This window comes from Marinobacterium maritimum (genome assembly GCF_039523155.1).
GTDB lineage: Bacteria > Pseudomonadota > Gammaproteobacteria > Pseudomonadales > Balneatricaceae > Marinobacterium > Marinobacterium maritimum.
This window is the reverse complement of sequence record NZ_BAAAET010000001.1, coordinates 1,094,538-1,118,783: the sequence shown is the minus strand read 5'-3', so window position 1 is coordinate 1,118,783 and position 24,246 is coordinate 1,094,538. Positions and strand designations below refer to the sequence as shown.

At 55.4% G+C, this 24,246-nt stretch carries 24 protein-coding genes and 3 pseudogenes; 14 read left to right on the top strand and 13 right to left on the bottom strand.

Going from position 1 to position 24,246, the window contains the following annotated elements; translation table 11 throughout:
* Window positions 1–3 precede the first annotated feature (3 nt).
* Both dsbD and ABD013_RS05130 read left to right on the top strand, forming a co-directional pair.
* A complete protein-coding gene (dsbD, locus tag ABD013_RS05135; RefSeq protein WP_343803200.1) occupies window positions 4–1,866 on the top strand; it encodes a protein-disulfide reductase DsbD in 1,863 nt (620 codons plus the stop codon).
* A gap of 20 nt (window positions 1,867–1,886) precedes the next feature.
* Window positions 1,887–2,204: a hypothetical protein gene (locus ABD013_RS05130; protein WP_343803198.1), complete on the top strand. Its 318-nt coding sequence runs from the start codon at window positions 1,887–1,889 to the stop codon at window positions 2,202–2,204.
* 68 nt (window positions 2,205–2,272) lie between these two features.
* Here the strand turns inward: ABD013_RS05130 and ABD013_RS05125 are convergent, their stop codons facing one another.
* Together ABD013_RS05125 and ABD013_RS05120 are read right to left on the bottom strand one after the other, a co-directional pair.
* The gene (locus ABD013_RS05125; RefSeq protein WP_343803196.1) at window positions 2,273–4,222 is read right to left on the bottom strand and encodes an acetoacetate--CoA ligase; all 1,950 of its coding nucleotides are present in this window, start codon (window positions 4,220–4,222) and stop codon (window positions 2,273–2,275) included.
* A 134-nt stretch (window positions 4,223–4,356) separates the two neighbouring features.
* Complete coding sequence (locus ABD013_RS05120) at window positions 4,357–4,902, bottom strand: hydrolase (protein WP_343803194.1); 546 nt, start codon at window positions 4,900–4,902, stop codon at window positions 4,357–4,359.
* A 368-nt stretch (window positions 4,903–5,270) separates the two neighbouring features.
* Here ABD013_RS05120 and paaY point away from each other — a divergent pair, with 368 nt between their 5' ends.
* Complete coding sequence (gene paaY, locus ABD013_RS05115) at window positions 5,271–5,882, top strand: phenylacetic acid degradation protein PaaY (protein ID WP_343803192.1); 612 nt, start codon at window positions 5,271–5,273, stop codon at window positions 5,880–5,882.
* A gap of 37 nt (window positions 5,883–5,919) precedes the next feature.
* Here paaY and ABD013_RS05110 read toward each other — a convergent pair whose 3' ends face one another.
* Both ABD013_RS05110 and paaX read right to left on the bottom strand, forming a co-directional pair.
* Window positions 5,920–6,495, bottom strand: a complete 576-nt coding sequence (locus ABD013_RS05110; protein ID WP_343803190.1) for a DUF2889 domain-containing protein — start codon at window positions 6,493–6,495, stop codon at window positions 5,920–5,922.
* Window positions 6,496–6,524: 29 nt separating this feature from the next.
* A complete protein-coding gene (paaX, locus tag ABD013_RS05105; protein WP_343803188.1) occupies window positions 6,525–7,445 on the bottom strand; it encodes a phenylacetic acid degradation operon negative regulatory protein PaaX in 921 nt (306 codons plus the stop codon).
* 432 nt (window positions 7,446–7,877) lie between these two features.
* Here paaX and ABD013_RS05100 point away from each other — a divergent pair, with 432 nt between their 5' ends.
* The 3 genes and pseudogenes from ABD013_RS05100 to ABD013_RS05090 all read left to right on the top strand — a co-directional run.
* A complete protein-coding gene (locus ABD013_RS05100; protein WP_343803186.1) occupies window positions 7,878–8,000 on the top strand; it encodes a type VI secretion system contractile sheath small subunit in 123 nt (40 codons plus the stop codon).
* Window positions 7,973–8,302 (top strand): annotated as a pseudogene (gene tssD / locus ABD013_RS05095) (type VI secretion system tube protein TssD); the annotation flags it as partial. The gene ABD013_RS05100 and the pseudogene tssD, both read left to right, overlap by 28 nt.
* A 156-nt stretch (window positions 8,303–8,458) precedes the next feature.
* Window positions 8,459–8,807 (top strand): annotated as a pseudogene (locus ABD013_RS05090) (transposase); the annotation flags it as partial.
* 76 nt (window positions 8,808–8,883) lie between these two features.
* Here the strand turns inward: ABD013_RS05090 and ABD013_RS05085 are convergent.
* From ABD013_RS05085 to ABD013_RS05070, 4 genes are read right to left on the bottom strand one after another with little or no spacing between them, the layout of a single operon-like run.
* Window positions 8,884–9,675: an ABC transporter permease gene (locus ABD013_RS05085; RefSeq protein WP_343803184.1), complete on the bottom strand. Its 792-nt coding sequence runs from the start codon at window positions 9,673–9,675 to the stop codon at window positions 8,884–8,886.
* A complete protein-coding gene (locus tag ABD013_RS05080) occupies window positions 9,666–10,406 on the bottom strand; it encodes an ABC transporter ATP-binding protein (protein WP_343803182.1) in 741 nt (246 codons plus the stop codon). The genes ABD013_RS05085 and ABD013_RS05080 overlap by 10 nt, the downstream gene beginning before the upstream one ends.
* 41 nt (window positions 10,407–10,447) lie before the next feature.
* Entirely contained in the window at window positions 10,448–11,419 is a 972-nt protein-coding gene (locus tag ABD013_RS05075; protein ID WP_343803180.1) for a YVTN family beta-propeller repeat protein, read from the bottom strand.
* Window positions 11,419–12,597, bottom strand: a complete 1,179-nt coding sequence (locus tag ABD013_RS05070; RefSeq protein ID WP_343803178.1) for an ABC transporter substrate-binding protein — start codon at window positions 12,595–12,597, stop codon at window positions 11,419–11,421. The genes ABD013_RS05075 and ABD013_RS05070 overlap by 1 nt, the downstream gene beginning before the upstream one ends.
* 179 nt (window positions 12,598–12,776) lie before the next feature.
* Between ABD013_RS05070 and ABD013_RS05065 the strand changes: the two genes are divergently transcribed.
* From ABD013_RS05065 to ABD013_RS05035, 7 genes are all read left to right on the top strand, one after another.
* Complete coding sequence (locus tag ABD013_RS05065; protein WP_343803176.1) at window positions 12,777–13,217, top strand: cupredoxin domain-containing protein; 441 nt, start codon at window positions 12,777–12,779, stop codon at window positions 13,215–13,217.
* A gap of 15 nt (window positions 13,218–13,232) precedes the next feature.
* Window positions 13,233–14,504 (top strand): histidine kinase, encoded by a 1,272-nt coding sequence (locus ABD013_RS05060; RefSeq protein ID WP_343803174.1) that lies wholly within the window; start codon window positions 13,233–13,235, stop codon window positions 14,502–14,504.
* Window positions 14,501–15,148, top strand: coding sequence for a response regulator (locus ABD013_RS05055; RefSeq protein WP_343803172.1), 648 nt, complete (start codon window positions 14,501–14,503; stop codon window positions 15,146–15,148). Before ABD013_RS05060 ends, ABD013_RS05055 begins: the two co-directional genes overlap by 4 nt.
* Window positions 15,149–15,269: 121 nt before the next feature.
* The gene (locus ABD013_RS05050) at window positions 15,270–16,271 is read left to right on the top strand and encodes an ABC transporter substrate-binding protein (protein ID WP_343803169.1); all 1,002 of its coding nucleotides are present in this window, start codon (window positions 15,270–15,272) and stop codon (window positions 16,269–16,271) included.
* Window positions 16,271–17,059: an ABC transporter permease gene (locus ABD013_RS05045; protein ID WP_343803166.1), complete on the top strand. Its 789-nt coding sequence runs from the start codon at window positions 16,271–16,273 to the stop codon at window positions 17,057–17,059. Before ABD013_RS05050 ends, ABD013_RS05045 begins: the two co-directional genes overlap by 1 nt.
* A complete protein-coding gene (locus ABD013_RS05040; protein ID WP_343803164.1) occupies window positions 17,044–17,775 on the top strand; it encodes an ABC transporter ATP-binding protein in 732 nt (243 codons plus the stop codon). Before ABD013_RS05045 ends, ABD013_RS05040 begins: the two co-directional genes overlap by 16 nt.
* A gap of 2 nt (window positions 17,776–17,777) precedes the next feature.
* Entirely contained in the window at window positions 17,778–18,080 is a 303-nt protein-coding gene (locus ABD013_RS05035) for a DsrE family protein (protein WP_343803161.1), read from the top strand.
* Between the two features lie 116 nt (window positions 18,081–18,196).
* Here ABD013_RS05035 and ABD013_RS05030 read toward each other — a convergent pair whose 3' ends face one another.
* The 3 genes from ABD013_RS05030 to ABD013_RS05020 form a co-directional block, all read right to left on the bottom strand.
* A complete protein-coding gene (locus tag ABD013_RS05030; protein WP_343803988.1) occupies window positions 18,197–19,120 on the bottom strand; it encodes an RnfABCDGE type electron transport complex subunit D in 924 nt (307 codons plus the stop codon).
* 5 nt (window positions 19,121–19,125) lie between these two features.
* Window positions 19,126–20,505 carry an electron transport complex subunit RsxC gene (rsxC, locus tag ABD013_RS05025; protein WP_343803158.1) on the bottom strand — a complete coding sequence of 460 codons (1,380 nt, stop codon included), beginning with the start codon at window positions 20,503–20,505 and terminating at the stop codon, window positions 19,126–19,128.
* A gap of 212 nt (window positions 20,506–20,717) precedes the next feature.
* Window positions 20,718–21,089 (bottom strand): thiol-disulfide oxidoreductase DCC family protein, encoded by a 372-nt coding sequence (locus tag ABD013_RS05020; RefSeq protein ID WP_343803155.1) that lies wholly within the window; start codon window positions 21,087–21,089, stop codon window positions 20,718–20,720.
* A gap of 321 nt (window positions 21,090–21,410) precedes the next feature.
* On the opposite strand from ABD013_RS05020, the pseudogene ABD013_RS05015 reads away from it, so the two are divergent.
* A pseudogene (locus tag ABD013_RS05015) lies at window positions 21,411–21,518 on the top strand (hypothetical protein); the annotation flags it as partial.
* Window positions 21,519–21,568: 50 nt separating this feature from the next.
* Here ABD013_RS05015 and ABD013_RS05010 read toward each other — a convergent pair.
* Together ABD013_RS05010 and ABD013_RS05005 are read right to left on the bottom strand one after the other, a co-directional pair.
* Entirely contained in the window at window positions 21,569–22,216 is a 648-nt protein-coding gene (locus ABD013_RS05010) for a pentapeptide repeat-containing protein (protein ID WP_343803152.1), read from the bottom strand.
* Window positions 22,217–22,284: 68 nt separating this feature from the next.
* Window positions 22,285–24,105, bottom strand: coding sequence for a PQQ-dependent methanol/ethanol family dehydrogenase (locus ABD013_RS05005; RefSeq protein ID WP_343803149.1), 1,821 nt, complete (start codon window positions 24,103–24,105; stop codon window positions 22,285–22,287).
* Window positions 24,106–24,246: the final 141 nt, after the last annotated feature.

Genomic DNA, 24,246 nt, shown 5'->3' with positions numbered 1-24,246 from the left:
AGGATGATCGCTTTGTTGACACGTGCGCTATTGCAGCCCTTGCTGGTGCTGTTGGTAACCCTTTCTACAACGATGACAGCCCACGCAAGCCTTTTTGGCGGGGTGGCCAGTAATCAGCCTTTGGACGTGGATGAGGCCTTCCGACTGCGTGTCGAAGCAGCGGATGCCGGTATCACTCGGTTGGTCTGGGATGTTGAGCCTGGCTATTACCTGTACCGGGAGCGTATCCAGATCGATATGCCCGAGGGCGTCGAGCTGGTTGAGCGGCACGATGCCAGCGGTGACATGAAAGATGATCCCCTGTTCGGCCAGGTTGAGGTGTATCACAATCTGGCTGAAGTGGCATTGTTGCTGGGGCATAGTGAGGGTGCGAATGACAGTGCCGATCTGCAGGTCAGCTATCAGGGCTGCTGGGAGGGGGGCATCTGCTATCCGCCCGTCACCAAAACGGTCAGTGTCAGCGATTTGCCGGCGGCTGCTGGGCTGAGTTGGCCGACTGACAAGGCATCTCAGGTTGAATCAACGCCTCAAGAAGTAGCTGAGTCAGCGGTCCCTCTGAGTGAGCAGGATCAGTTTGCACGGCTGCTGGCTGACGGCAACTGGCTGCTCATGCTGGGTGCCTTTTTCCTGGCAGGCCTTGCGTTGTCATTAACTCCCTGTGTTTTGCCGATGATCCCGATATTGTCCAGCATCATCGCGGGACAAGGGCATCATCTCAGCACCATGCGTGCCTTCCTGCTGTCACTGGTCTATGTGCTGGCGATGGCGCTCACCTATACTCTGGCAGGTATCGCCGCAGGTCTTTTTGGGGCCAATCTGCAGGCCGCGTTCCAGAATCCCTGGATTATCGGCAGCTTCAGTGCGGTGTTCGTACTGCTGGCCTTTTCCATGTTTGGCTTTTACGACCTGCAATTGCCTTCTGCATTGCAGAGCCGGCTCAGCAATGCCAGTCATCGGCAAAAGGGCGGCACGCTAACCGGTGTCGCGGTCATGGGGCTGCTGTCCGCCCTGATTGTCGGACCCTGCATGGCGGCTCCTCTGGCGGGCGCGTTGATCTATATCGGACAGAGTGGTGACCCTGTGCTTGGCGGCAGCGCACTGTTCAGCCTGTCCATGGGGATGGGCGTTCCCTTGCTGCTGGTGGGTGCCTCTGCCGGCAAGTTACTGCCACGTGCCGGTGCCTGGATGGAAGCAGTCAAGGCGGGCTTTGGTGTCCTGCTGCTGCTGATGGCTGTCTGGATGCTTGATCGGCTGCTGCCGACATCGGTCACCATGTTGCTGTTCAGTCTTGTACTGCTGGTCAGTGCGGTATATCTGGGCGCACTGGATCGTCTGCCGGAACATGCTCGCGGCTGGCACCGTTTCTGGAAAGGAATGGGTGTGGTACTGCTGGTGTATGGCGTGGCTCTGCTGGTGGGGGTGCTCTCAGGTGGCAAAAGTCTGCTCTATCCGTTGCAGGGGGTTGTGGGCGGTGTAGTGGCTCAGAATACTCAGTCTGCCAAGCTGCCATTTGAAACCGTCAGCCGCGAAGCTGACCTGGATCGTCTGCTGGTGCAGGCTCGACAGCAAGGGCAGCCGGTCATGCTGGATTTCTATGCCGATTGGTGTATCTCCTGCATCGAATTGGACTATGTTACTTTCAGTGATGCAGGTGTTCAGCAGTCGTTGGCGCCGTTCAAGCTGATCAAGCTGGATGTTACCGCGAACGATGAGGGAGCCAAGTCCCTGTATCGCCGTTTCTCTATCATCGGGCCGCCGGCACTGATCTTCTATGATGCCAGCGGTCGGGAGCGGCCTGAACTGACTCTGATCGGGGTAATTGACCCGGAGGACTTTATTGCGCAGGTTGGCCGCGTCCAGTTGTAATAATCAACCGGAGGTGATGCGTGAACAGGGGAGTTGCACTGCTGCTGGCGGCTTATGTCGGCAGCTTGATGGCTGCAGATCCGGAGCAGGGCAAGGCGCTCTATTATGGTGTCGAAATTGAACGCACTATTCAGGGCGAGCATTATACCGATGCCAACTGCGAGACCTGCCATGGCGAAGATTTCTATCAGCGCCAGGAGCGCAAGGTGCAGAGCTATGCAGCTTTGGAAGCCTTTGTGGAAGGCTGTAACACCAATCTGGATGTGGGCTGGTTTCCCGATGAGGTGACCGATGTCAGTGCCTGGTTGAACCGGGAATACTACCGTTTCGAGGAGTGAGTCAGAGGCCCCGCAATGAGCGGGGCCTCTGCGTTCAGGGTCCAGCTGAATTCAGGACCCATATACGCTCAGGACTGCAGTTCCGGCAGGTTGCGGAAAAGCTCCAGTGCTTCGGGATTGGCCAACGCATCCTTGTTCTTCACTTCTTCGCCCATGACCACCTTGCGTACGGCCAGTTCGACAATCTTGCCACTGATGGTGCGCGGGATGTCGCTGACCTGCACGACCCGTGCGGGTACGTGGCGAGGAGTCGTGTTGGCCCTGATGGTATCCTTGATCGTCTTGATCAGGTTATCGTCCAGCTCCAGGCCATCCTGCAGGCGCACAAACAGCACCACACGCACATCATTATCCCAGGGCTGGCCGATGCAAAGGCTCTCCAGTACGCCGTCTACCTTTTCCACCTGGCGGTAGATCTCAGCGGTACCGATACGTACGCCGCCGGGGTTGAGCACGGCATCCGAGCGGCCGTGAATGATCAGGCCGTCATGCTCGGTGATTTCGCCATAGTCGCCATGGGCCCAGATATTGTCGAACTGACCGAAATAGGCATCGTGATACTTGCGGCCCTCAGGGTCGTTCCAGAAGGCGACAGGCATGGACGGGAAGGGCTGGGTACACACCAGTTCGCCTTTGTCCCCGCGGACTGGTTGGCCGTTGTCGTCGAAGATCTCTACGGCCATGGCCAGGCCACGGCACTGCAACTCGCCGGCATACACCGGACGGATTGGGCAGCCCAGAGCGAAACAGGAAATGATGTCGGTGCCACCGGAGATAGACGAAAGCTGCAGGTCGGCTTTTATGTCCCGATAGACGTATTCGAAGCTCTCGTGCGCCAACGGTGAACCGGTAGAGAGCACTGCTTTCAATGCGGAAAGGTTGTGGCTTTCGCGCGGTTTAACACCGGCTTTCTCCAGTGCCGCAATATATTTTGCGCTGGTGCCGAAAATGCTGATCTTCTCCTGCTCGGTGATATCCCAAAGTACGCTGGGTTCTGGCGCAAAAGGGGAGCCATCAAAGAGTACAAGTGTACATCCGGTGGCCAGACCGCTGACCAGCCAGTTCCACATCATCCAGCCACAGGTGGTGTAGTAGAACAGGCGGTCATCACGTCCGACATCCGTGTGCAGGATATGCTCTTTCAGGTGCTGCAGCAGGGCGCCGCCCGCGCTGTGCACGATGCACTTGGGCACGCCGGTGGTGCCGGAGGAGTACATCACATACAGTGGATGATCGAACGGCAATTGTTCAAAAACGACCTCTTCAGCCTCGGCATCGATAAAGTCGTCCCATAGCACGGCCCGATCAAGGCCGCTGATATCAGGCTGAGCCTCTATGAACGGCGCGACTACGATGGTTTCCACCGAGTGCAGTTGATGGGCGATACCCTGAACCCGCTCCAGGCTGTTGAGTACCTTGCCGTTGTAGCGATAACCATCGGTGGTGAGCAGTACCTTGGGTTCCACTTGGCCGAAGCGGTCCAGTACACCGTTGATACCGAAGTCCGGGGAGCAGGAGCTCCAGATGGCGCCGATAGAAGCCGTTGCCAGCATGCCGATCAGCGTGGCCGGAACATTGGGCATGAAGCCTGAGACTCGGTCCCCCTGGGTAACCCCCTGTTTACGCAGTGCGCTCGCCAGGCGGGCAACCTGTTTATACAGCTCGGCATGGCTCAATTCGATGCGTGTTTCGTCCTCACCACGGAAGATGACGGCGGGGCGGTCGTCGCGGTAGCGAAGCAGGTTTTCGGCAAAATTGAGTCGAGCTTCAGGGAACCAGCGTGCGCCCGGCATACGGTCAGGGTGCTCAAGCACTGTCTCGCCGCGATTTGAAGCAATTACGCCTGCGTAATCCCAGAGATCGCTCCAGAATGTTGGGCTGTTCTCGATACTCCATTGGTACAGACTGTCATAGCAATCCAGAGACAGGTTGTGCGACCGGTTCAGCTTCTGCATGAAATCGTAAATGCGGGTGCGTTCGCAACGGGACTGGTCCGGTGTCCAGAGTGGCGCTGTCATCGACCTCTCCTGATCTAATTTTTATGGATGAGATATCGTAGCGGTATATCAATGAAAGTTTACGTTTACGTAAACTTTCATTGATCTGTGGATCAGAGTCAAGAGCAGCCAGGGAAAATACCTGACAGAGGGTGTTAACGCAGGTAAGTTTTGCTTATTTCGCGGAAACGGTCGGTCCCCGCACAGCGAAGCCATTCGAAAGCAACCATTTCACGGGTGACCACATAGATGCCGCATTGGCGGAAACGAGCCAGTGCCGCAGCCTTGTCGGCAGGCGAGCGAGAGGATACGCAATCCTCAACGATATACACTTCTCGGTCCTGCTGCTGGAGCTCCAGCGCAGTCTGCAAAACGCAGACATGCGACTCCATGCCGACGAGGATGACCTGATTACGTTCGCCGGCGTTAATGACTCGGCTCGGCTCTTCATCGGACATGGCCGAGAAGTGAATTTTCTCAATGATGTTTTCAGGCCGGATTCGTTCACGAATGCTTGGCAGGGTCGTGCCCAGTCCCTGGGGATACTGTTCGGTTGCAAGGACAGGTACATCCAGCTGGTTGGCGATATCGATCAGCCAGGCGCAATTGGAGACAGTTTGCTCGGCCTGGTGGATGACTGGAGCCATCCGTTCCTGAATGTCGATCACCAGCAGGCAGGATCTGTCGGGATGAATCAGCATAGTCTCTTCCTCCTGTTATGACTGGCTGCAGCATAGCCCGAACAGAACCGGCAGGGAATTGCACAACGGATACGAGCAGGACAGGATAGAAAAAAATGGCAGACCGAGGTCTGCCATCTAAGGGCAAAGTATTATTGCTTGCTTCGGATTAATGGTAACCCGAAGGGAAGATGAGAGTGTCACCGAACCTGAACTCGGCAACATTTTTGTATGCTAGCACAAACCTAAAAGAGATACAGTTTTATGCATTAAAAAAATAATTGTGTATCGTAATGTTTGGCTGTGTACATAATAGGGTGCTGGAGCCCTGTCGCTTTGCATGTTAGAACTGAACAGAATAATGATAAGCCTGTAGCCAAGGAGAACCCATGAAAGTCTACTCAATTGATAGCATCACCCCAGTGATCGATCCAACCGCCTATGTCCATCCCAGTGCTGTTCTGATCGGGGATGTAATCATTGGGCCGCGTTGCTATGTGGGGCCGGCGGCCTGTTTGCGTGGGGATTTTGGCCGTCTGGTACTGAAGGAAGGCGCCAATATCCAGGATACCTGTGTCATGCACGGGTTCCCGGGCACGGATACAGTTGTTGAAGAAGACGGGCATATCGGCCATGGCGCTGTGTTGCACGGCTGCGTGGTCAAGCGTAATGCTCTGGTGGGCATGAACGCGGTGATTATGGATGGCGCAGTCGTTGGCGAGTCATCGATCGTTGCGGCCATGGCGTTCGTCAAAGCCAAATTCGAGGTTCCGGATCGCAGCCTGGTAGCGGGCTCGCCGGCGAAGGTCATTCGTGAACTGGGTGAGCAGGAAATTGCCTGGAAATCAGCCGGGACACGACAGTATCAGGATCTGGCCGTTCGCAGTCTGAATACCATGCAGGAGGTTGAAGCGCTGACTGAGGTTGAGCCGGACCGTAAACGGTTGAGCTTTGATGAAGACGTGGTTCCGCTGTATCAGGTCAAGCAGAAGTCAGAGTAGTCGCGAGAAAGTGGAGGCTGGCGCCTCCACTTGAAACTTACTCTTCAGGCTTTTGATCATCGCCTTCATAAAACTGCGGCCAGTAGCGCTCTACGACCGGGCCGTGGGTATCGAAGGTATGGCAGGTGTTGAGCATTGGCGGCCGTTTGTCGCCATGGGCGCCAAAATCTTCCCGTTTTTCACGTTCGTGATGGGTCGTCTGGTAGGCTGTTGTAGCCAGCACGCCCAGCATTTCCAATAGATGGGTACAACCCTGAGTGCCGCCCAGCAGCTCGCGGGTCAGGCGGGTAAAACCCGGTGCGATCTGGTGGCCGATGAGCTTACGGAAGCTGTCGGCAATCTCCGGACAATAGCGGAAAGGCGTGTAATCCATACAGGCCTCTACGTCGAGGATGTTCAGGTCGTAATCGATAGTCAGACGTAGTGACATCTTGTGCAGAGGCTCGCCGGCCGGAATAACACCATTGTTGCGTTCGGCAACTTGCAGGTCAAAACTCTTGATATCAATGAGTTCGCCCTCGATATCCCAGAGGCCGTCCTTGCGTTTGTAGCCATTGCAAGTGACATGGCGGGTGTGCACCGACTCGCGTTCAGCGGGCGTAGACAGGGGCATGGTAGTTTACCTCGATTGTGTATACGGGCTCAGAGGCCACCAAACCGCTTGTAGAAGCGTGGCGCCGGTTCAGGCAGGGGGCCGTCGGCCGTTTCCTGGGTTTCAGAGAGCCACTGATCAGCCTTGGCATAGATCAGTCGATAGATATTGCGGCATAAAACGCGTGCCGAGGTGCCAGCCCAGTCTGCCGGCAGAAGTTTCTCCGGTAGCAATGGGTCACGCAGCAGCAGGCGTCGGTAGTGATGAATCAGCAGAGTGCGCAACTGGAAACACTGCTCGGGTTCAAGTTCATCGGTCGCTTTCAAGGCGCGCAGAATGGGGCGGAAGCGGTCGAGGAACTGCTGATAGTCCTCAGCCAGCTGCTGCAGGTTCCAGCATTCGTGAACCAGTTGCTTCAGAGCGTCTGATGTTTGGGTGCCAACCATTTCGGCACGCATGTGAATCACTTCATTCTGTACGCAGAGCTCTTGTAAGGTGTTGCTCAGCTCCTGGGCATCGGCCATCGGATGCGCCATGATGCTGGGTGATATGTTGCCAAAACCTTGCCATTCCAGCTCCTTTTTCAGCACCTTGCGCAGCTCGTTATCGAGCTGGTTGGCCAGCACCATGTCCCATTTGCCGTCCCATTCGGGATAGAGTTCAGCATAGATACGACGGAAGGCGCTTTCAAAGCGGCGGCGACCCGAGTCGGTCAGACTGTAATAGCTGCGTCGTCCAATCTGGTTGGAGGTAAGCCAGTTGTCCTTGGTCAGGCGAAAGATTGAGGTTCTGACCAGGCGCTGGTTGAGCCCAAGAGGCTCGAGCAGGTTGATCAGGCTGCCAAGCCAGACTGTACCGCCACGAGCTGCAATGGCATCACCAAAAATGGTGATAATCAGCGAGCCCCCGCGAATGGGTCTTTGTTCCTGGAACTCCTGAACGAGCTCTTCAATACAGCGTATTTTGGTCATGCCTCGAGTCTGTTTGGTCGATACTGGCCGTCGTGCCGGGTTGACCCGTGGTCATTCAGCAACCAGCGGGCAGTGGATTCTAAGTTGCCCAGCGCAGTTCATCAAGGATTGGGCCAGGCTGGAACTGCGATGATTAACAAATGATACAGTTAAAATACTAATAATAAATATAAAGTGTCATATTCATTTGTCCAACCCGAAACGTACTTTCAGCTCATCAGCTATCTATGGCATATCTTGTTGAGGCCGAACGTATCTGCTGTTTGCCAGAAGCGCATTGGAACTATAGCTGCTATCGACAATTGGAAAACGGCAGTTTAATGGGAAAATTCTGGTTTTATGGTGGTTGACTTTACGCATATGGCAAAGTAGCTTTCATCGCAAGCAGGATGCTTTCCATGCAAAATGCATGGGTATTGAAAAGGAGTTCACATGCCTCAAGACGGTTCAGTCGCGCCTAAAGAGCGTATCAATATCAAGTACGTCTCCTCTGCTAAAGGTCAGCAGAGCGAGATGGAACTTCCCTTCTGCACAAGCCGTTCAAGTTCACCGTAGCACTGAACAAGGCTGTCCCGCTGATGTACAACGCCCTCTCTTCGGGTGAGAAGCTGACCAAGGTTGAACTGAAATGGTACCGCACCTCCATTGAAGGCAAGCAGGAGCACTTCTTCACCACCTCGCTGGAGGGGGCAACCATCGTCGACATCAACTGCCATATGCCTCACTGCCAGGACCCACAGAAGGCGGATTTCACCCAGCTGATTGAAGTGTCCAAGGCCTACCGCAAAATCGACTGGGATCACGTCAGTGCCGGTACCTCCGGTTCCGATGACTGGCGCAAACCGATCGAAGCCTGATGCAGGCAGGCGCCTGGCGCTGTCCAGGCGTCTTCACTGGTTTCCAGTCATCCAGCAGTCTTGATCCCACCATTCAAATGTCTGCTGTATTTTGTATGTAGTGGCTCAAAAATCCCGGACACCCATTTAGGTTGTACAGTCGCCACCGAAGAATAGGTGTCCAATGGAAAACAACGTCGTTCGTTTTCAATTGAGTTTAAGCGCGAAGCCGCCAGTCTGGTGGTCGATCAGGGCTATTTCGTTGCCGAGGCAGCTAGAGCAGTTGATGTTGGAGCCAGTCCATTGTGTCGCTGGGTTAAGCAGCTTCGAGAGGAACGGGATGGTGTGCCCCCGGAGTCCAAGGCAAGTACGACGGAACAGCATAAGATTCAGGAGCTGGAGGCTCGCATCAGCCGTTTGGAGCGGGAGAAAACGATCGTACGGGCTGATAGACCAGTCGAGTCAGCATGAGCCCTTCGAGCTGGTCTGTAGCTCCTTTGAGATTGCCCGCTCCAGTTATTACGAGCAAGCATGTCAGGCTTTCGGCACCTGAAAAAATGCTATGAAAGCCAACAAAAAGCCAGATGCCAGGCTGAAGATAATCAGGACTTGCGCGCTACCTGCTCTGAGTTGAATCCCATCAGTGCCAGTACGGTGAATACCAGCGTCGTACCCAGGGTGATTAGCAGCGCCTGCAGGTTCAGCTCCATGTACAGTGCGAAACGCACCAGCTCTACGGCGTGGGTGAAAGGATTAACGCTGCAGATCCAGTACAACCATTCGCTGGATTCGCGCATCTTCCACAACGGGTAGAGCGCAGAAGACATGAAAAACATCGGGAAAATGACGAAATTCATCACCCCGGCAAAGTTCTCCAGCTGGCGTATACGGGACGACAGGAATAGCCCTATGGCACCCAGCATCAGTGCCGTCAGCAATAGTGCTGGCAGCACTGTCAGCAATCCCAGTAGTGGCGGTTCCACATTGACCAGAAAGCCCAGCGCGATAAAGGCATACACCTGGGCCAGCGACAGCAGGGCGATGGCGACCAGCTTGCAGAACAGCAGCCAGGCCCGCGGCAATGGGCTCATCAGCAGCACCTTCATGCTGCCCATTTCACGGTCATACACCATAGACAGCGAGCTTTGCATGCCGTTGAACAGCAGAATCATGCAGCAAAGCCCCGGCAGGATGTAAGTTTCGTAGGTGATGTAGGTTTCATACGGCGGAATGATCGAAACACCCAGTGCGGCACGAAAGCCGGCGGCGAACACCACCAACCAGAGCAGGGGGCGCACCAGTGCGCTGAGAAACCGGGTGCGCTGATGGACAAAACGCAAAAATTCGCGTTTAAGGATCCCTTTCAGAGCGATAGCGTAAGCGGTCATGCGCATGCGGTATTGTCCTTGAGTCCGGTGATCTGCTCGAACGCTTCTGCAAGGGTCGCTGTCCGTTGTTGCCGGCAAATGTCATGGGCCTGTGCGTTGGCCTGAATGCGTCCCTGATGTAACACCAGTACAGGATCGTCTGCGGCTATCTCTTCGATCAAGTGGGTGGCCCAGAGAACGGTTAGTGAATTGTCGCGGCAAAGGTCGCGTACATGGCGGTTGATCGACTGACGGGCTGCCGTATCCAGTCCGACTGTCGCTTCATCCAGTAGCAGGATGGGGGGGCGGTGCAGCAGCGCGCGTGCGATCTCAACACGACGTCGATGGCCGCCATTGAGGCTGCGGATACTGTCGTTGAGGCGGTCGCCCAATCCCAGCCGCTCCAGCAACTCGGCGGCTTCACGTTTGACCTGGCAAGACGACAGGCCGTGCAGGGCGCCGTGGTATTCCAGGTTTTGCAGCACACTCAGGTCGAGGTCGAGGGTGCTCTGCTGGAACACAACCCCAAGCTGTTGTTTGAGCTTGCGTGATTGACACGTGATCGATTGGTCATCCAGCAGTATTTCCCCCTGTTGCAAGCTGTACAGCTGGGTCAACAGGGCATACAGCGTGCTTTTACCGGCCCCATTGGGGCCGAGCAGGGCATTGAGCTGGCCATCGACGAGGCGGAAGCTGACATCCTGCAACGCCTGCCGGGGCCCATACCGAAAACTTAACTGGCGTACTTCAATGCCCATCTGTTACTCCTGATCAATCCACCGTGTCTACTTAAGCGTGTCTAATTCAATGTAACGACGCCCCAGGGGTAGCGGCCAACCTTGATTGACTTGATCACCTTGAGGTCATTAACCTCGATCACGGATACGTCACCGCTCACGCCATTGGTCGTCAACAGATACTTGTGATCAGGTGTGAACTCCATGTGCCAGACCCGGCGGCCTACGAGCAGATAGTCCATTACCTCGTAGGTTTTGGCATCCACTACGGCAACATGGTTGGCCGGGCCCAGGGCTACGAAGGCGTACTTGCCGTCATCCGACAGCTTCACACCGACCGGCTGGATCTTGTCCGGGTGGATGCCACGAATCTGAAAGGTCAGTTTCTTGATGATCTCGCGGCTGGCAACATCCACGACCGATACCGTGCCGCCGATCTCGGACGAGGCCCAGAGAGTGTCTCCCTGCTTGGTGAACTCGACATGACGAGGGCGCTGATCCACCAGCGTATTGTCGATCAGTTCATTGGTTTCGGTATCGATCCAGTGCAACATGCTGGTGGTTTCACTGGTGTTCACCGCCCAGCGCCCATCCGGACTAACGGCCATTCCTTCAGGCTCTACACCCACATCGATCTGGGCCAGTACTTCATGGCTTTGGGTATCGACCACGGTGACCAGGGCGTCATCCTCGTTGGAGATGTAGAGGCGGCGGTTGTCCGGGTGCAGCGAGAACTGTTCCGGGTCCTCGCCGGAAGGCAGGTTGGCGATAATCTTGTGAGTCGCCAGGTCGAGCACCTGGACCGTATCCGAGTCACTGGCACAGATATAGAGCTTGCTGTTGTCCTTGGACAGGGCGATGCCACGCGGTCGCTCGCCCACCTCGATGGTCTTGGTGACTGCCATGGTGTCCAGGTCGATCACCGACAGGGTGTTGTCCTTTTCGTTGGACACATACGCCGTGGCTGCCTGGGCCGCCGGGCTGGCCAGCAGGGCGGTGATCAACAACGATTTCAGGAAAGGGGGCTTGTACATCAGGAGTCTCCTTTGACAGAACACTGGCTTTCGCGCTGGTCAAAACCCAGCGTATCCAGATCGGTAGTCGGGTGCAGATAGCCAGCCTGGGGTGACTGGGATACCAGGGCGCGCGGGTGGATCAGAGGAATGGGCTGGCGCAGTTGTCCACTCCAGTCACGGTATGACAGCTTGCGCCCCTTGAAGGCACCGAGCTGAAATTGCTCGGACAGGATGAAGTTCTTGAGCACAGCTGGATCGGTTTGACCCGTCTGGGTGACCGCTTCAGCCAGCGTCCGTACACCGGCCCAGCTAGCGTAGTCGTGACTGTTCATCCAGCGATCAGCCAGTTTCTCGAACCGGCTCTGCAACTGGGCAGCCCCCCAGGCTTCCACGACACGATGCCAGGTAACCGGGGACATCCCCTGGGTACCGACCACCGGGCGTGGATACCAGGTGTTGAAGGGCACGTATTCACCGAAATCACCACGTTCGTCAGCAACCACGACGACATCATACTCGTCGGTCTGGGTGAATGGGGGCAGCTCTTTCTGCGCGGTACGGCGCAGATCGGTATCGAAACTCCACTGCTTGCGTTCGACGATGGTTGCGCCCATGCGTTCTGCACTGCGCACGACGGAGTCGGCGTACGCCTTGTCTTCCTGTGTCTGACCTTCCAGCAACAGCCAGCGATTCCAGCGCTTGCTGGCCAGCCATTGCGCCAGCGCATCAGTCAGCATGGCACGGGACGGGATGCTGTGCAGCATTCCCGGTACACACTGTTGGGTACGCAGCACATTGTCCTGGCTGCCAGCATTGATCAGCAGTACATCAGCCGGCAGCTCTGCGGCAACAGACACCAGCTGATCCCGTGTCAGGTTAAGCACAAACAGGCGCACACCCTGCTCGTAAAGTGCACGGGTGGCTGGAAGAATTTCTTCCGCCTGATCGGTGCTGTTGGCATGGAGGGTGTAGTGCTGTTTAAGAAAGCGGCCCGTGGTGTTGCTGTCCTTGATGCCAAGTTCAGCGCCCCTCAATCCGGCATCTGCAGGTTCAGGCAGGATGTTGGATAAAACAGGGCCATGGTCCGGTTCAAAACCGATATAGCCAATCTCGATCTCCAGGGGGGCAGGCGTGGCGCTGGCTAGCGAAGACAAAGCCAGGGTCGCGACGCTCAGTAGTCGGGGCAGCGTGTTCATCAGGTTACACTCGGGCGTTATCGTTGTTATAAGTTGAGCTATGAACTGAGCTTAGGGGGGAAAGGGGTGGGTTTAAATATTCAGAAAGTCTGAAACAATCAGTACCGAAGTAGTATGTTTTCGTGAGTGGCGCTCACTAGGATGTTGGGGGAAGATCACAACAAGAACAGGAAATAGCCATGAAATCCCCCATTCGTACCCTGACACTCGCCCTGACGTTGGCCAGTGCAGCGCTGTCCACGACGACCGTCCAGGCAGAGGGTGACCTTACCACCCGTCCCGAGCGCCTTCCCGATCTGGTACTGGGCAGTGAGGTGACTGACTATGCCATGTCTCAAACCCGTTATGAGATGGAAACCGGCAAAGCCTACCGGCTCAAGGTTGTCTCCAGCGGGCTGAAGGAATATGCGATGCAGTCGCCGGAGTTCTTCACTTCGATTTTCCTGCGCAAGGTTGAGGCCGGCGGAATGGAGATCAAGGCGATTACCCTGACTGAACTGGAATTCGAACAGGAAGGCGAGGCTGAGATCTTTTTCGTACCGATCAAGCCGGGCGAATATGAATTCTACATGGAAGGCTTGGAGCACAAGGGCATGGAAGGCGTGTTCAGCGTCCGCTGATAAGGACTGGATCGAATGCGTGCGGTCGTTCGTCTGAATGTGCTGGTGGCAGCTGCCTTTCTGCTGGCCTTGATGCTGAGCCTGTTTGGCCTGATGCGTCAGGCGAAAACAGATATACAACGTGAGCTGGAAGCCGGTATGGCGGTTGCTGGCCAGTTAATTGAAGATGTACAGCATAATCCCGCACGCTTGCCGTCATTACTATCGGTCGACCTGCGTCATCTGAAGCTCTACAGACTTTCAGCGGGCATGTCTCCGCCTCCCTTGCGGATAGAGGGAGTACCTGGCTGGTTTGCACGCTGGATCTGGCCTGTCAGCAGCCCCCAAATCGAGCGTCGAATGTTTTTGCCGGACGGGCATACGCTGGTGTTGATCGCCGATCCCGAGGACGAATTGGAAGAGGTTTGGGAATCCGCACTGCAGGTGTTTGCGTTGTTTATCGGTGGTGCTTTGCTTTCGATTGGCGCCATTACCTGGGGGCTGTCGCAAGGCATGAGGCCTTTTGGCCAGGTGTTGGCAGCGTTGGACCAAATTCAACGGGGTCACTTTACTGCACGGCTGCAGGCCTACTCGGTGCCCGAGGCCAACCGCCTTGCCAGCCACTTCAATCGTATGGCTCAGGCATTGGAACAGGAACAGGCCGACAACCGACGCCTGACTCGTGAGCTAATGGCCTTGCAGGAAAAGGAGCGTGCCTATCTTGCCCGTGAATTACACGATGATCTGGGCCAGTACTTGACCGGTATCAGCGCCCAGGCGTACCTGATCGGCCAAACCGCCAATCAGCCCGAACTGGTCGCCAAAACTGCGCCCAGGATTGTCACTGATTGTGAGGCGATGCAGAAGGGTTTCAGACGGCTGATACGCTCGCTCCATCCGCTAATACTGGAACCATTGGGGCTGGAGGAGTCTCTGCGCAGCCTGGTCGAACAATGGCAACAAAGCAGCGGTACCCATTGCCAGTTGTCGATCAAATCCCTGCCATTACTCAGCGATGAGACTTCGACCCACCTCTATCGCCTGCTGCAGGAAGCCTTGAACAACGTTGCCCGGCACGCCCAGGCTACACGAGTGGTGATCAGCATCGAAACCCGGGGCCAGCGCCTTTATGTAAACGTCATCGATGATGGTCAGGGGATTCCTGTTGGTGTCCGGCCAGGGGTGGGTATCAGGTCCATGCATGAACGGGCTCGCTATATGGATGCGACATTGACCCTGTCATCAGAGCAGGGAAACGGCCTGAAGCTGATGCTGGACTTGCCAATAGTAACCGGAGTGGAAGCATGAGAATTTTGTTGGCCGATGACCACGCGGTCGTACGCCAGGGTTATGCCAGCCTGTTGGCGGCCATGTTGGAAGAATGTGAAATTATCGAGGCCTCCTGCGGTTGGGAATCGCTGTCGCTGTGGCAGCAGCATCAACCTGATGCCCTGGTGCTTGATATTAACCTGCCGGATATCAGTGGTATCGAAACGGCTAAACGTATCCTGCAGCGTGACAGTGGAGCCCGCATACTGTTCTTCAGCATGTATGACGAGCTGCCGATGGTGCAGCAAGCACTCGATGTGGGCGCTCTTGGTTATATCACCAAGTGCAGCAGTCCCGAGGTCCTGCTTGAAGCAGTACGCAAGGTACTGGCAGGCCAGCCATATGTTGAGCACGACCTGGCCACACGGTTGGCGATGCAGCGAAACAGCGGTATGGACCCGCGGCTGGAAGGGATGACCCAGCGGGAATTCGAGATCTTTGTCATGCTGGCCCGGGGGCTTACGCCCAAATTGATCGCTGAGCAGCTATGTATCAGCGTCAAGACAGTCTCCAATCACAGCACGCTGCTGAAAAACAAGCTCCAGGTTTCCTCTACGGCGGAGTTGGTTCACTTGGCAATCCAATGCGGATTGCTGAAGCTTGGCAACACCCTGACCGGATAGTCTTGCTGAGGCTAAGGTTCAAAACATCTAGCATATAGCTAAAAGAACTAAATTCTTTCTTGTAGCCTTAAAATCATTATATAGCATGAAAGATCATAGCCTTTTAAAGGAGTGGTCTCTCATGCGTACCTTAATCTCCATTCTATTGGCCACTGTGCTTGGCTGGTCGTCAGCCGGCATGGCCGCGGAGCCCCTTGAAGTAGGCTACATGCCTATTATTCCTGTTTCTCAGGCCTTTGTAGCACTGGAAAGCGACCGACTTGCTGAAGCCGGCATCAAGGATCCAGAGTTGATCCAGTTCCAGAATGGCCCCGCTATGGTTCAGGCATTGCTGGCAGGCCAGCTGGATATCGCCTACCTGGGCATAGGACCAGCAATGGTAGCCAGAGCCAAGGGGGCCGATATCAAGGTTGTTGCCTCCAATATCGTTGAACAGATCAGTCTGGTAGCCCTGGGTGAACTGGCACCGTACTTTGAGTCAGGCGAGCAGAATACGGCATTCAGCCGTTTTACGGCAGACAAGGGGCGCAAGCCGGTGATTGCGACCTTCCCCGTAGGATCGGTTCCTGAAACCGTGCTGCAATACTGGTTGCGTAAGCAGTTACAGATTGATCCGACACAGATCGAGGTGATATATCAGGGTGCTGCACAAGTTCAGCAGTCCCTGCTGACGGGGGCTGTGGATGGTGCCGCCATACTGGAACCTGTCGTCAGTATCAGTCTGGATCGATTGCCTGAAGCCAGAGTGGTTGCCAGTGGTTCGCAAATGTTTCCCAGCCAGCCTGGGGCCGTACTGATTGTGCGTGAATCTCTGATAAACAATCAGCCAGAGCTGGTACAGGCACTGGTTGCGGTACATGCAGATGTCTCCCGGTTACTGCGTGAGCATCCCGAGCAGACGGTCGCCGCCGTGAAGCGATATGTCGGTGGTGGCAGGCTGCCGGAAGCGATCGTGAAACGTGCTTTAGAGAACTCAAGTGCGCATTTCATTGACGACCCTCGTAAAATCATCGGCGGTACCCAGGCCATGCATGACTTCCAGGCCGAGATCGGGACACTCAAGGCTCATGTAGACCTTAATGAGCTGTTCGATACACGTTTCTACGAGGCGCTTGATCGCTGATGAACCGCGAGCCGAAGTTATCCTTGTGGGCCCGCAGCCCATTGGGACGAGCAGTGCTTGGATTTACTGGGCTGGTTTTGTTCGTGGCGGGCTGGAAACTGGCTCAAGTGACTGGATGGGCGCAGGCCGGAACCATTCCGGACCCTTTTTTGCTCCCCCAGACCCTTGAGGATGAGTGGTCCACTGGGCGCCTGTTACCTGCGATCCTCTCAAGCCTGGTGCATTATGTTTGGGGCCTGGGTCTGGGAACATTTCTTGGTTTTCTGATTGGTGCGGTTACGGCTTCATCCCATTGGGCTGATGCCCTGCATGCCTGGCTGGCGCGTATTCTGCGACCCATTCCTCCTCTTGCCTGGGTTGTCTTCGCTATCGCCTGGTTCAAGGTAAGTCATGCTGGTGCCGCATTTGTAATCGCTATCGGTGTCTTCTGGGTTAATTATTTTGCCACCTGGTCAGCGGTCAGGAACGTTGAGCCCAAATACTACGAGTTGGCCCGCGCTTTTGGTCAGCAAGGTCACCTGAATCAAGCGCTGAACGTTACGCTGCCGGCTTCCGCACCCGGAATACTGGCGGGCATGCGCACAGGAATCGGTCAGGCCTGGATGACGTTGATTGCTGCCGAGTTATTAGGTGTGCCCGGCATGGGGCAGGAGATGAACGCCGCAGCCGGCGTTGGTGCCTACGAGGCAGTCGTCATCTACATGTTGATCATCTCTCTGGTCTACACACTGAGTGATACGCTGTTTGCCCGAATTGAAAAGCGAGTGTTGCAATGGCGCCCATCCTGAACATCGACAATCTGAGTTTTCATTACGGCAACAGCGCAGAGCCGGTGTTTGCCGGCTTGAACCTGCGTATTGAAAAAGGAGAATTTGTAGCGGTTGTGGGCGGATCAGGCGTCGGCAAATCAACGTTACTCAAGTGCGTTGCCGACCTGGCAGACAGCAGTGCAGGATCAATTTTTCTTGATATTCCGGAACGCCGTTCCTGCCGCCGGCGTGCAACAGTGTTCCAGGATGGGCGTTTGTTGCCATGGAAACGACTGAAGCACAACATCGCCTACGGTCTGAAAGGACTTGACCTTAAGCGTGAAGAACGTGAAGCGCGGATCGCCGAGGTGCTTAGCCTGACACGCCTGAGCGAACTGGCAGACCGCTGGCCACATCAACTGTCAGGTGGTCAGGTCCAGCGTGCAGGTATTGCACGCGCATTGGCTGTGCATCCGGAATTGCTGCTCATGGATGAGCCCTTCAGTGCCGTTGACGCTATTACCCGTCAGCACCTTCAGGATGAATTACTGCGGATCTGGGAAAAAACGGGGGCAGCGGTCATGTTCATTACCCACGATATCGAAGAGGCTGTCTATCTGGCTGACAGGGTTGTGGTATTGTCTGGAACCCCGGCACATCTTGCCCTGGATCAGGAGGTAGCACTGCCTCGCCCACGCGGACGAAATGCAGAGGATTTGCAACAACTGGCACATGCCATCGCACAGGAGCTTTAACCATGGAAACACTGAAAGTGTTGATACACGCCCCGACACCGGAAGCTCTACACAGAGCCCAATCCAATGTACGCAACCTGTTGAAACTTGAGCCTGGTGCGGAGGTGGAGCTGGTGGTGAACGGCCCAGCCGCCGCTATCGCCGCAGGGATTGCTGACACTGAGATACTGTCGCGCCTGGTGCTTTGCAGCAACAGCCTTGAAAAACAGGGAGTGAGTGCACAGGATGGGGCAAGAGTGGTGCCGGCTGCGGTACAGTATCTGGCCCGGCAGCAGCAACAAGGTTGGGCGTACATAAGAGCCTAAGGCACAGATTTACACGCCAAAGGTAAACTGCCCAGTGTTGCCGTGCTCAGGTGATTAAGACCAGAACCCGATCAGCAATGCTGACCGGGTAAGATCCATCAATATAATTCGGAAACTCAGGCTGCCTGATGCCATGGACGATGTAGTCTCAAGCCGAGACGGTTGAGGTCCGGTACCAACAGATTCGCTACCAACACCGCAAAGCAAAGACCGTCAGCATAGAGGCCAAACTCTCTGACCAGTTCTGTCACAACACCTATCGTAGCCCCGAACAAAATGCGCGCACTCCGGTTGTCCGGGCTCGTTACCGGATCTGTGGCGATAAAGAACGCTGTGAAAACATAACCGCCCAGGCTCAGGCTGTGGAGGCTTTCCTGAGCACTATGACCGGCCAGAATACACAGAGAGACCGAACAGGTGATCATTGCCAGAGGTATTTCGAATCTGATGACCCGCATCGCAGCAAGCAGCAGTCCTCCGCCTAGATAACCTATCCATGAAAGGAGAGGGGCCGGCTCATCCAAGGCACCTCCAGAGAGTGGTGTTGCACCCGTCATGATATCGACGGGGTAACGAGGTTCTAGCTGCAACTGATGCAGCAATACTTCCTGGGCAGTCAGCCCGAGCGTCCAGGGAGTATTTAGATCCGGAGCAGGCATCAGTTGTTGGTAAAAACAGATGGCAACAACTGCAAGCCCGGCCATGGCGGGGTTTAACCGATTTGCACCCAGCCCGCCATTTGCATGTTTCACCAGTCCCAAAGCTACAACACTGGCGATTGCCATCATCCAAAGAGGTGTCATCAACGGCAGTGCACGAGCAAGAATCAGCGCACACACGAGCCAGCTGAGGTCACTCAGTCCTCTGGCCAATGATTTACGGCAAAGGTATAGCGCTCCCATCTCGACCAGAAGTGCCAGTAAGAGGCACCAAATGACCTGTAACCAGACCACAGGACCGTATTGCAGACCATACAGCCATGTCCCCGGCAACATGGCCAGGGTTACCGTGGCCATGATTCCCTGTGTGCTCCGGGGCATCAAACTCATCCGGTACGACATATCAGGGCTTCCTTTTTTATGGCTCTGAAGCTGTCACGCAGCGGCAGATTGCTGGGACAAACCTGACTGCACGCTCCGCATTCAATACAGGCATCAAGCCGCAACTGTTTCAGGTCATGTTGGTTTCGTGAGCGGGCAGCTTCCAGTAATGACATGGGCTGCAATGCCATTGGGCATGCATCGACACAACGGTTGCATCGAATACAATCAGATTCATCGCCTTTTGCAGGCCAGAGCCGATTGGCACCAAAAATCAGGCAACTGCTGGTTTTACCGGTTACTGCATCAATTTCCTCCAGTTTACGCCCCATCATGGGGCCGCCGACATGAATATCACGGGCGTCAGAATCTGGTTCAGCTATCTTGCGAAGCAGATTGACAGGGTAGCCAAGCGGGACTTCGTAATTGCCGGGGTGTTTACATCTGCCTGTCAGTGTCACTACACGTGATATCAGTGGTTCACCATGAAATACGGCTCTGCCAAGCGCGTAAAGAGATGCCACATTGAGAACCTGAACACCGATTTCGGCTGGCAATTGTCCCGGCCGCAGGCGGCGCCCGCTTAGTGCACGTACCAGCATGGGTTGCCCACCGGCAGGATAGCGCGCAGGCAGCGTTCTGATTTTGACAGAACTGCCTGCAGCGGCAGTGGCCTGGCGAAGGGACCGAATTGCCTCGGGCTTGTTGCTCTCAACGCCGATAAACGTATTAGATACACCTGACAGCTTGGCCAGATAATCGGCCGCCTGGATGACATCGGCAGCCCGTTCGCGCATCAAACGGTCATCACAGGTGAGAAACGGCTCGCATTCAGCACCATTGATCAGCAACAGATCGGGTGTACCAGCACCGCCAAGCTTAAGTCCGGTAGGGAAACCCGCACCACCAAGCCCCGCGAGCCCCATGCGCATCGCATACTCAGCCAGTTCCGACAGGCTGGATGGAATATTGGCTTGTTCACGTGGTCCCCAGCGATCAAGTCCATCGCTCTCAAGCAAAATGGCTTCACTAGTATGGTCACGATCGGCGACAGGGATGCTGACAACGCCACGGACGGTGCCAGAAGTGCTCGCATGGGCCCACAAGTTTTTGCTGTCTCCCGTGGCAATTACCTGTCCCTTAAAAACCTTTTCGCCGGCTTTTACGCAGGGTGCAGCACGGCTTCGTCCTTGCTCGACTGGTATGGTCAGAAGCATACGACCGATGGAAACAGAACGGATTGGAACCTGGTTAGACAGTGATTTATGGTCTTGCAGTCTGACGCCGCCGTACCATTTTTTTGGGGGAATCAGGCTCAAGTTGAATAGGGTGCGCCATTTGAAACCTTGTCGCTGTTCTCTTGGAGCATGGGTAATACATTGCATCAGATGGCTCTGCTTTTACCAGTTAGGCATTTTTGTTGGGCGGGGAATATTATGAAATACCCAAGCCAAATGCAACGCATTAGCATTTGCATTAATGTTTGTGGGTTGATGATGTAAGATACGCTCAAGATTACGGACGTAAGCTGCAGATTTTGTTCAGTGATTGGGCTGACTGATAGGCTGTACTCAAAATCGGCCAGGGTTAATATGCTTCAAAGACGTCCCTGCTTGCGGAGTCGCCGGGTAACCGACCAATGGTATAGGCGACTGGCGAGGGGTCTGAGCAGTGGTAAGCCAATAAGCCAGCCGAGGAGTCGATAGTGGGGTATACGTGTCATTAACACACGATAGGCATCCAGTTCAGACAGGATACGGCCATCGGCCGTGCGAATATGAAGTTCGGTCAGTGCCTTGCGTGGGTCGATTCCCAGCTCAACCAGTTCCTTGTCGCGGCCGGTGATATCAAACCATTCCACCTGCGTGTTGGCATCGGGATCAAGACGTTCATAGTTCTCCCGGTCCTGGATGCATCGTGGACAGGCACCATCATAAAAAACGGTAATCTTGTCGTCTGATTCCGGCATGGCGCGACTTCTATTCGGTTCAGTATCTAACTAATCCTAAGAGTAGCCGATTCTGCTCAGGTACGGTTTTGTATCACCCGCGTCCTAAGACTGAACTTCTTGGCTATGGAGAGGAAGAACTCTGCCCCTGGGATCTGGGTGTGATGCTCAGAGTCGACGACACAATGCATTGCAGAAGACTATGATTTTGTTGTCACACTATCTTCACCAGGACTTTCAGGCACGGTTTACCGCCAAGTCGCTACCTGCAAAATGAGGATTTCAAACGACCCTATGGTGGTTGTGAGTGCGCGCTGAAAGGCGAGGGAGGAAGGTTTACGCGTAGTAGACAGCTCGATAATGCCCTCCATTGTGGGCGGCAATACCATGGCACCTACCATCATGATTGCGGAAAAAGCCGCTGATATGATCAAGGCGGACTGGCAATAGAGTGAAAATGGCAGGAATGGCGTTTAGAACATGAACGCCATTCTGGTTGTTTATTGCATCTGATGCTTGGGCACCATCCAGTCCTGCGGGCAGTTTTTACAGCCTACCATGTGTGTGCCCTGGAAAGTTGCAAAACGGATGCTGGCGCCACGCAGGTCAGTCCCTTGCATGTTGGCGTAATTCAGCTTGGCCTCCTGAAGATTGGCGTTCTGCAGGTTGCAGTTGATGAAGCGGGTTTTGGTCGCCCACACCATCTCCAGGTTGGTTGCATAGAGCACGGCATCAATAAAACGGGCGTTGCTCAATCGGGCGAATGAAAGGTCGGCGCCATCCAGTCGTGTTTCCTTGAAAGAGGCGCCTTGGGCATGCATCGCCCAACCCGCCACGGCAACCATGTTGGCATAATCCAGTATTGCGCCTTTTAGATTGGCCTTTTCAAAATTAGCTCGGCTGAGCAGGGCGTAGCTAAGATCGGCACCACTGAGGTTGGCACCACGAAGATCGGCGTGGCGAAGATCGGCGTAGCGCAGGTTGGCACCACTCAGATCGATACGGTCCAGTTGCTGGCCGGACAGGTCAGTTGCGGGAAGATCAGCACCGGCACACTGGGCTTCAATACCGGGCTCACATTGAGCGGCCACCGCAGATGACAGCACCAGAGTCAGCACGCCGGTTGAAAGCAGGCTAGCTTTTGCCATGATCAGGTCTCCAGAAAAGGGGCCTGCCTGGGAGGCAGGCCCGAGGACAGCATTAACCGTTCACGCGGTCATTGCTTCTTGGCCACCTTGTCTGCCCACTTCGGCAGTTTGAAGGCCCAGAAAGAACCACCTTGGGGCACCGGCTTGGTCAGGTCGGCCATATCGCCACCCCACAGCGGTACGGCACCGCCGTAACCCGACGCAATACCGACATACTGCTCGCCATCCATCTCCCAGGTCACCGGGCTGGAGACGATGCCGGAGCCGGTCTGGAACTTCCACAGTTCTTCACCGGACGTTGCATCAAAGGCTTTCAGGTAACCATCACCGGTACCGGTGAACACCAGACCGCCCTTGGTGCTCAGGACACCCGCCCACAGCGGCAATTTTTCCTTGTGTTCCCATTCGATCTTGCCGGTAATCGGGTTCATCGCGCGCAGAATGCCGACATGGTCGTCATACATCTTGCGGATACGGAAACCCTGCCCCAGGTAGGCAGCACCTTTCTGGTAGGTGACCTCTTCGGTCCAGTAGTCTTCTTTCCAGTGGTTGCCCGGCACATAGAAGAGCCCGGTATCCTGGCTGTACGCCATCGGGTTCCAGTTCTTGCCGCCGAGGAATGGCGGTGATACTTCGATGGACTCACCTTTCTTTTCGCCCGGCTGGGGGGCTGGCGGACGCTGGCCTTCTACTTCGACCGGACGGCCCGTGTTCGGATCGATATGCGTGGCCCAGGTGATGTTGTCGACGAACGGGAAGGCGCGGATGAAGTCACCATCTTCGCGATCGACGACGTAGAAGAAGCCGTTACGGTCTGCGTGAGCGGTGGCCTTGACCGTTTTTCCGCCATCTTCGTATTCGAACAGCACCAGCTCGTTGTTGCCTGAGAAGTCCCATGCATCGTTCGGGGTGTGCTGGTAGAACCAGTCTACTTCACCGGTGGTTGGATCGACGGCTACTTGGCCAGAGGTGTAGAGGTTATCGTAATCCTGGGGATTGCCACCCTCAGAGGTACGTTCCCAGGTGTTCCACGGAGCCGGGTTGCCGGCACCGACGATGATGCGGTTGTTTTCAACATCGAAGCTGGCGCTCTGCCAGGGGGCGCCACCACCGTGGCTCCAGGCTTCAACCTTGCCGGTCTCTGTATTGGGGTCATCCGGCCAGGTCGGTGCACGCGGATCGCCGGTCGGGGTACTTTCCTTACCATTGAGGCGTCCCATGTGGCCCTCAACGAACGGACGCATCCAGATCTCCTTGCCCGTGTCCGGATCGCGCGCAAAGAGCTTGCCTACCACACCGAACTCATCACCGGAGGAGCCGTGTATCAACATCACCTTGCCGGTTTTCTGGTCCTTGATCAGGGTAGGAGCACCCGTCATGGTATAACCGGCCGTGTGATCGCCGAATTTCTTCTTCCAGACGACCTTACCGGTGTCCTTGTTCAGGGCGACTATGGTTGCATCCAGGGTACCGAAGAAGACTTTATCGCCGAAAATGGCGGCGCCACGGTTAACCACGTCGCAGCAGGGGCGGATATCATCCGGCAGGCGTGCCGTGTAATCCCAGAGTTTTTTTCCGGTCTTGGCATCAATGGCAAAAATACGTGAATAGGAGCCGGTGATGTAAATGACGCCATCATGTATCAGTGCCTGGGACTCCTGACCACGCTGTTTCTCATCACCGAAGGAAAATGACCAGGCCGGTGTCAGCATCTCGATGTTCTCAGTGTTGAGCTGGGTCATCGGGCTGTAACGCTGGGCCTTGGGACCAATACCATAGCCAAGAACATCCTCAGGTGTTGCCTGGTCATTGAGAATGTCATTCCAGGTCACTTTCGCGGTGGTGGCCTGTACAGCGGTACTGCTCAGTCCGATGGCGGCACCTAACATGAGTGCCTGTATTTGCTGGCTCAAACCTTTGCGACGGGGCGCTGTTCTTGTTGTTGTCATCATTTCAATACCCTGTTGGTGAATGGCATCAGCGAGGCAATGGCCAGGCTGGTGTGTGCAAGGGCATTGTGCGAATCAGAA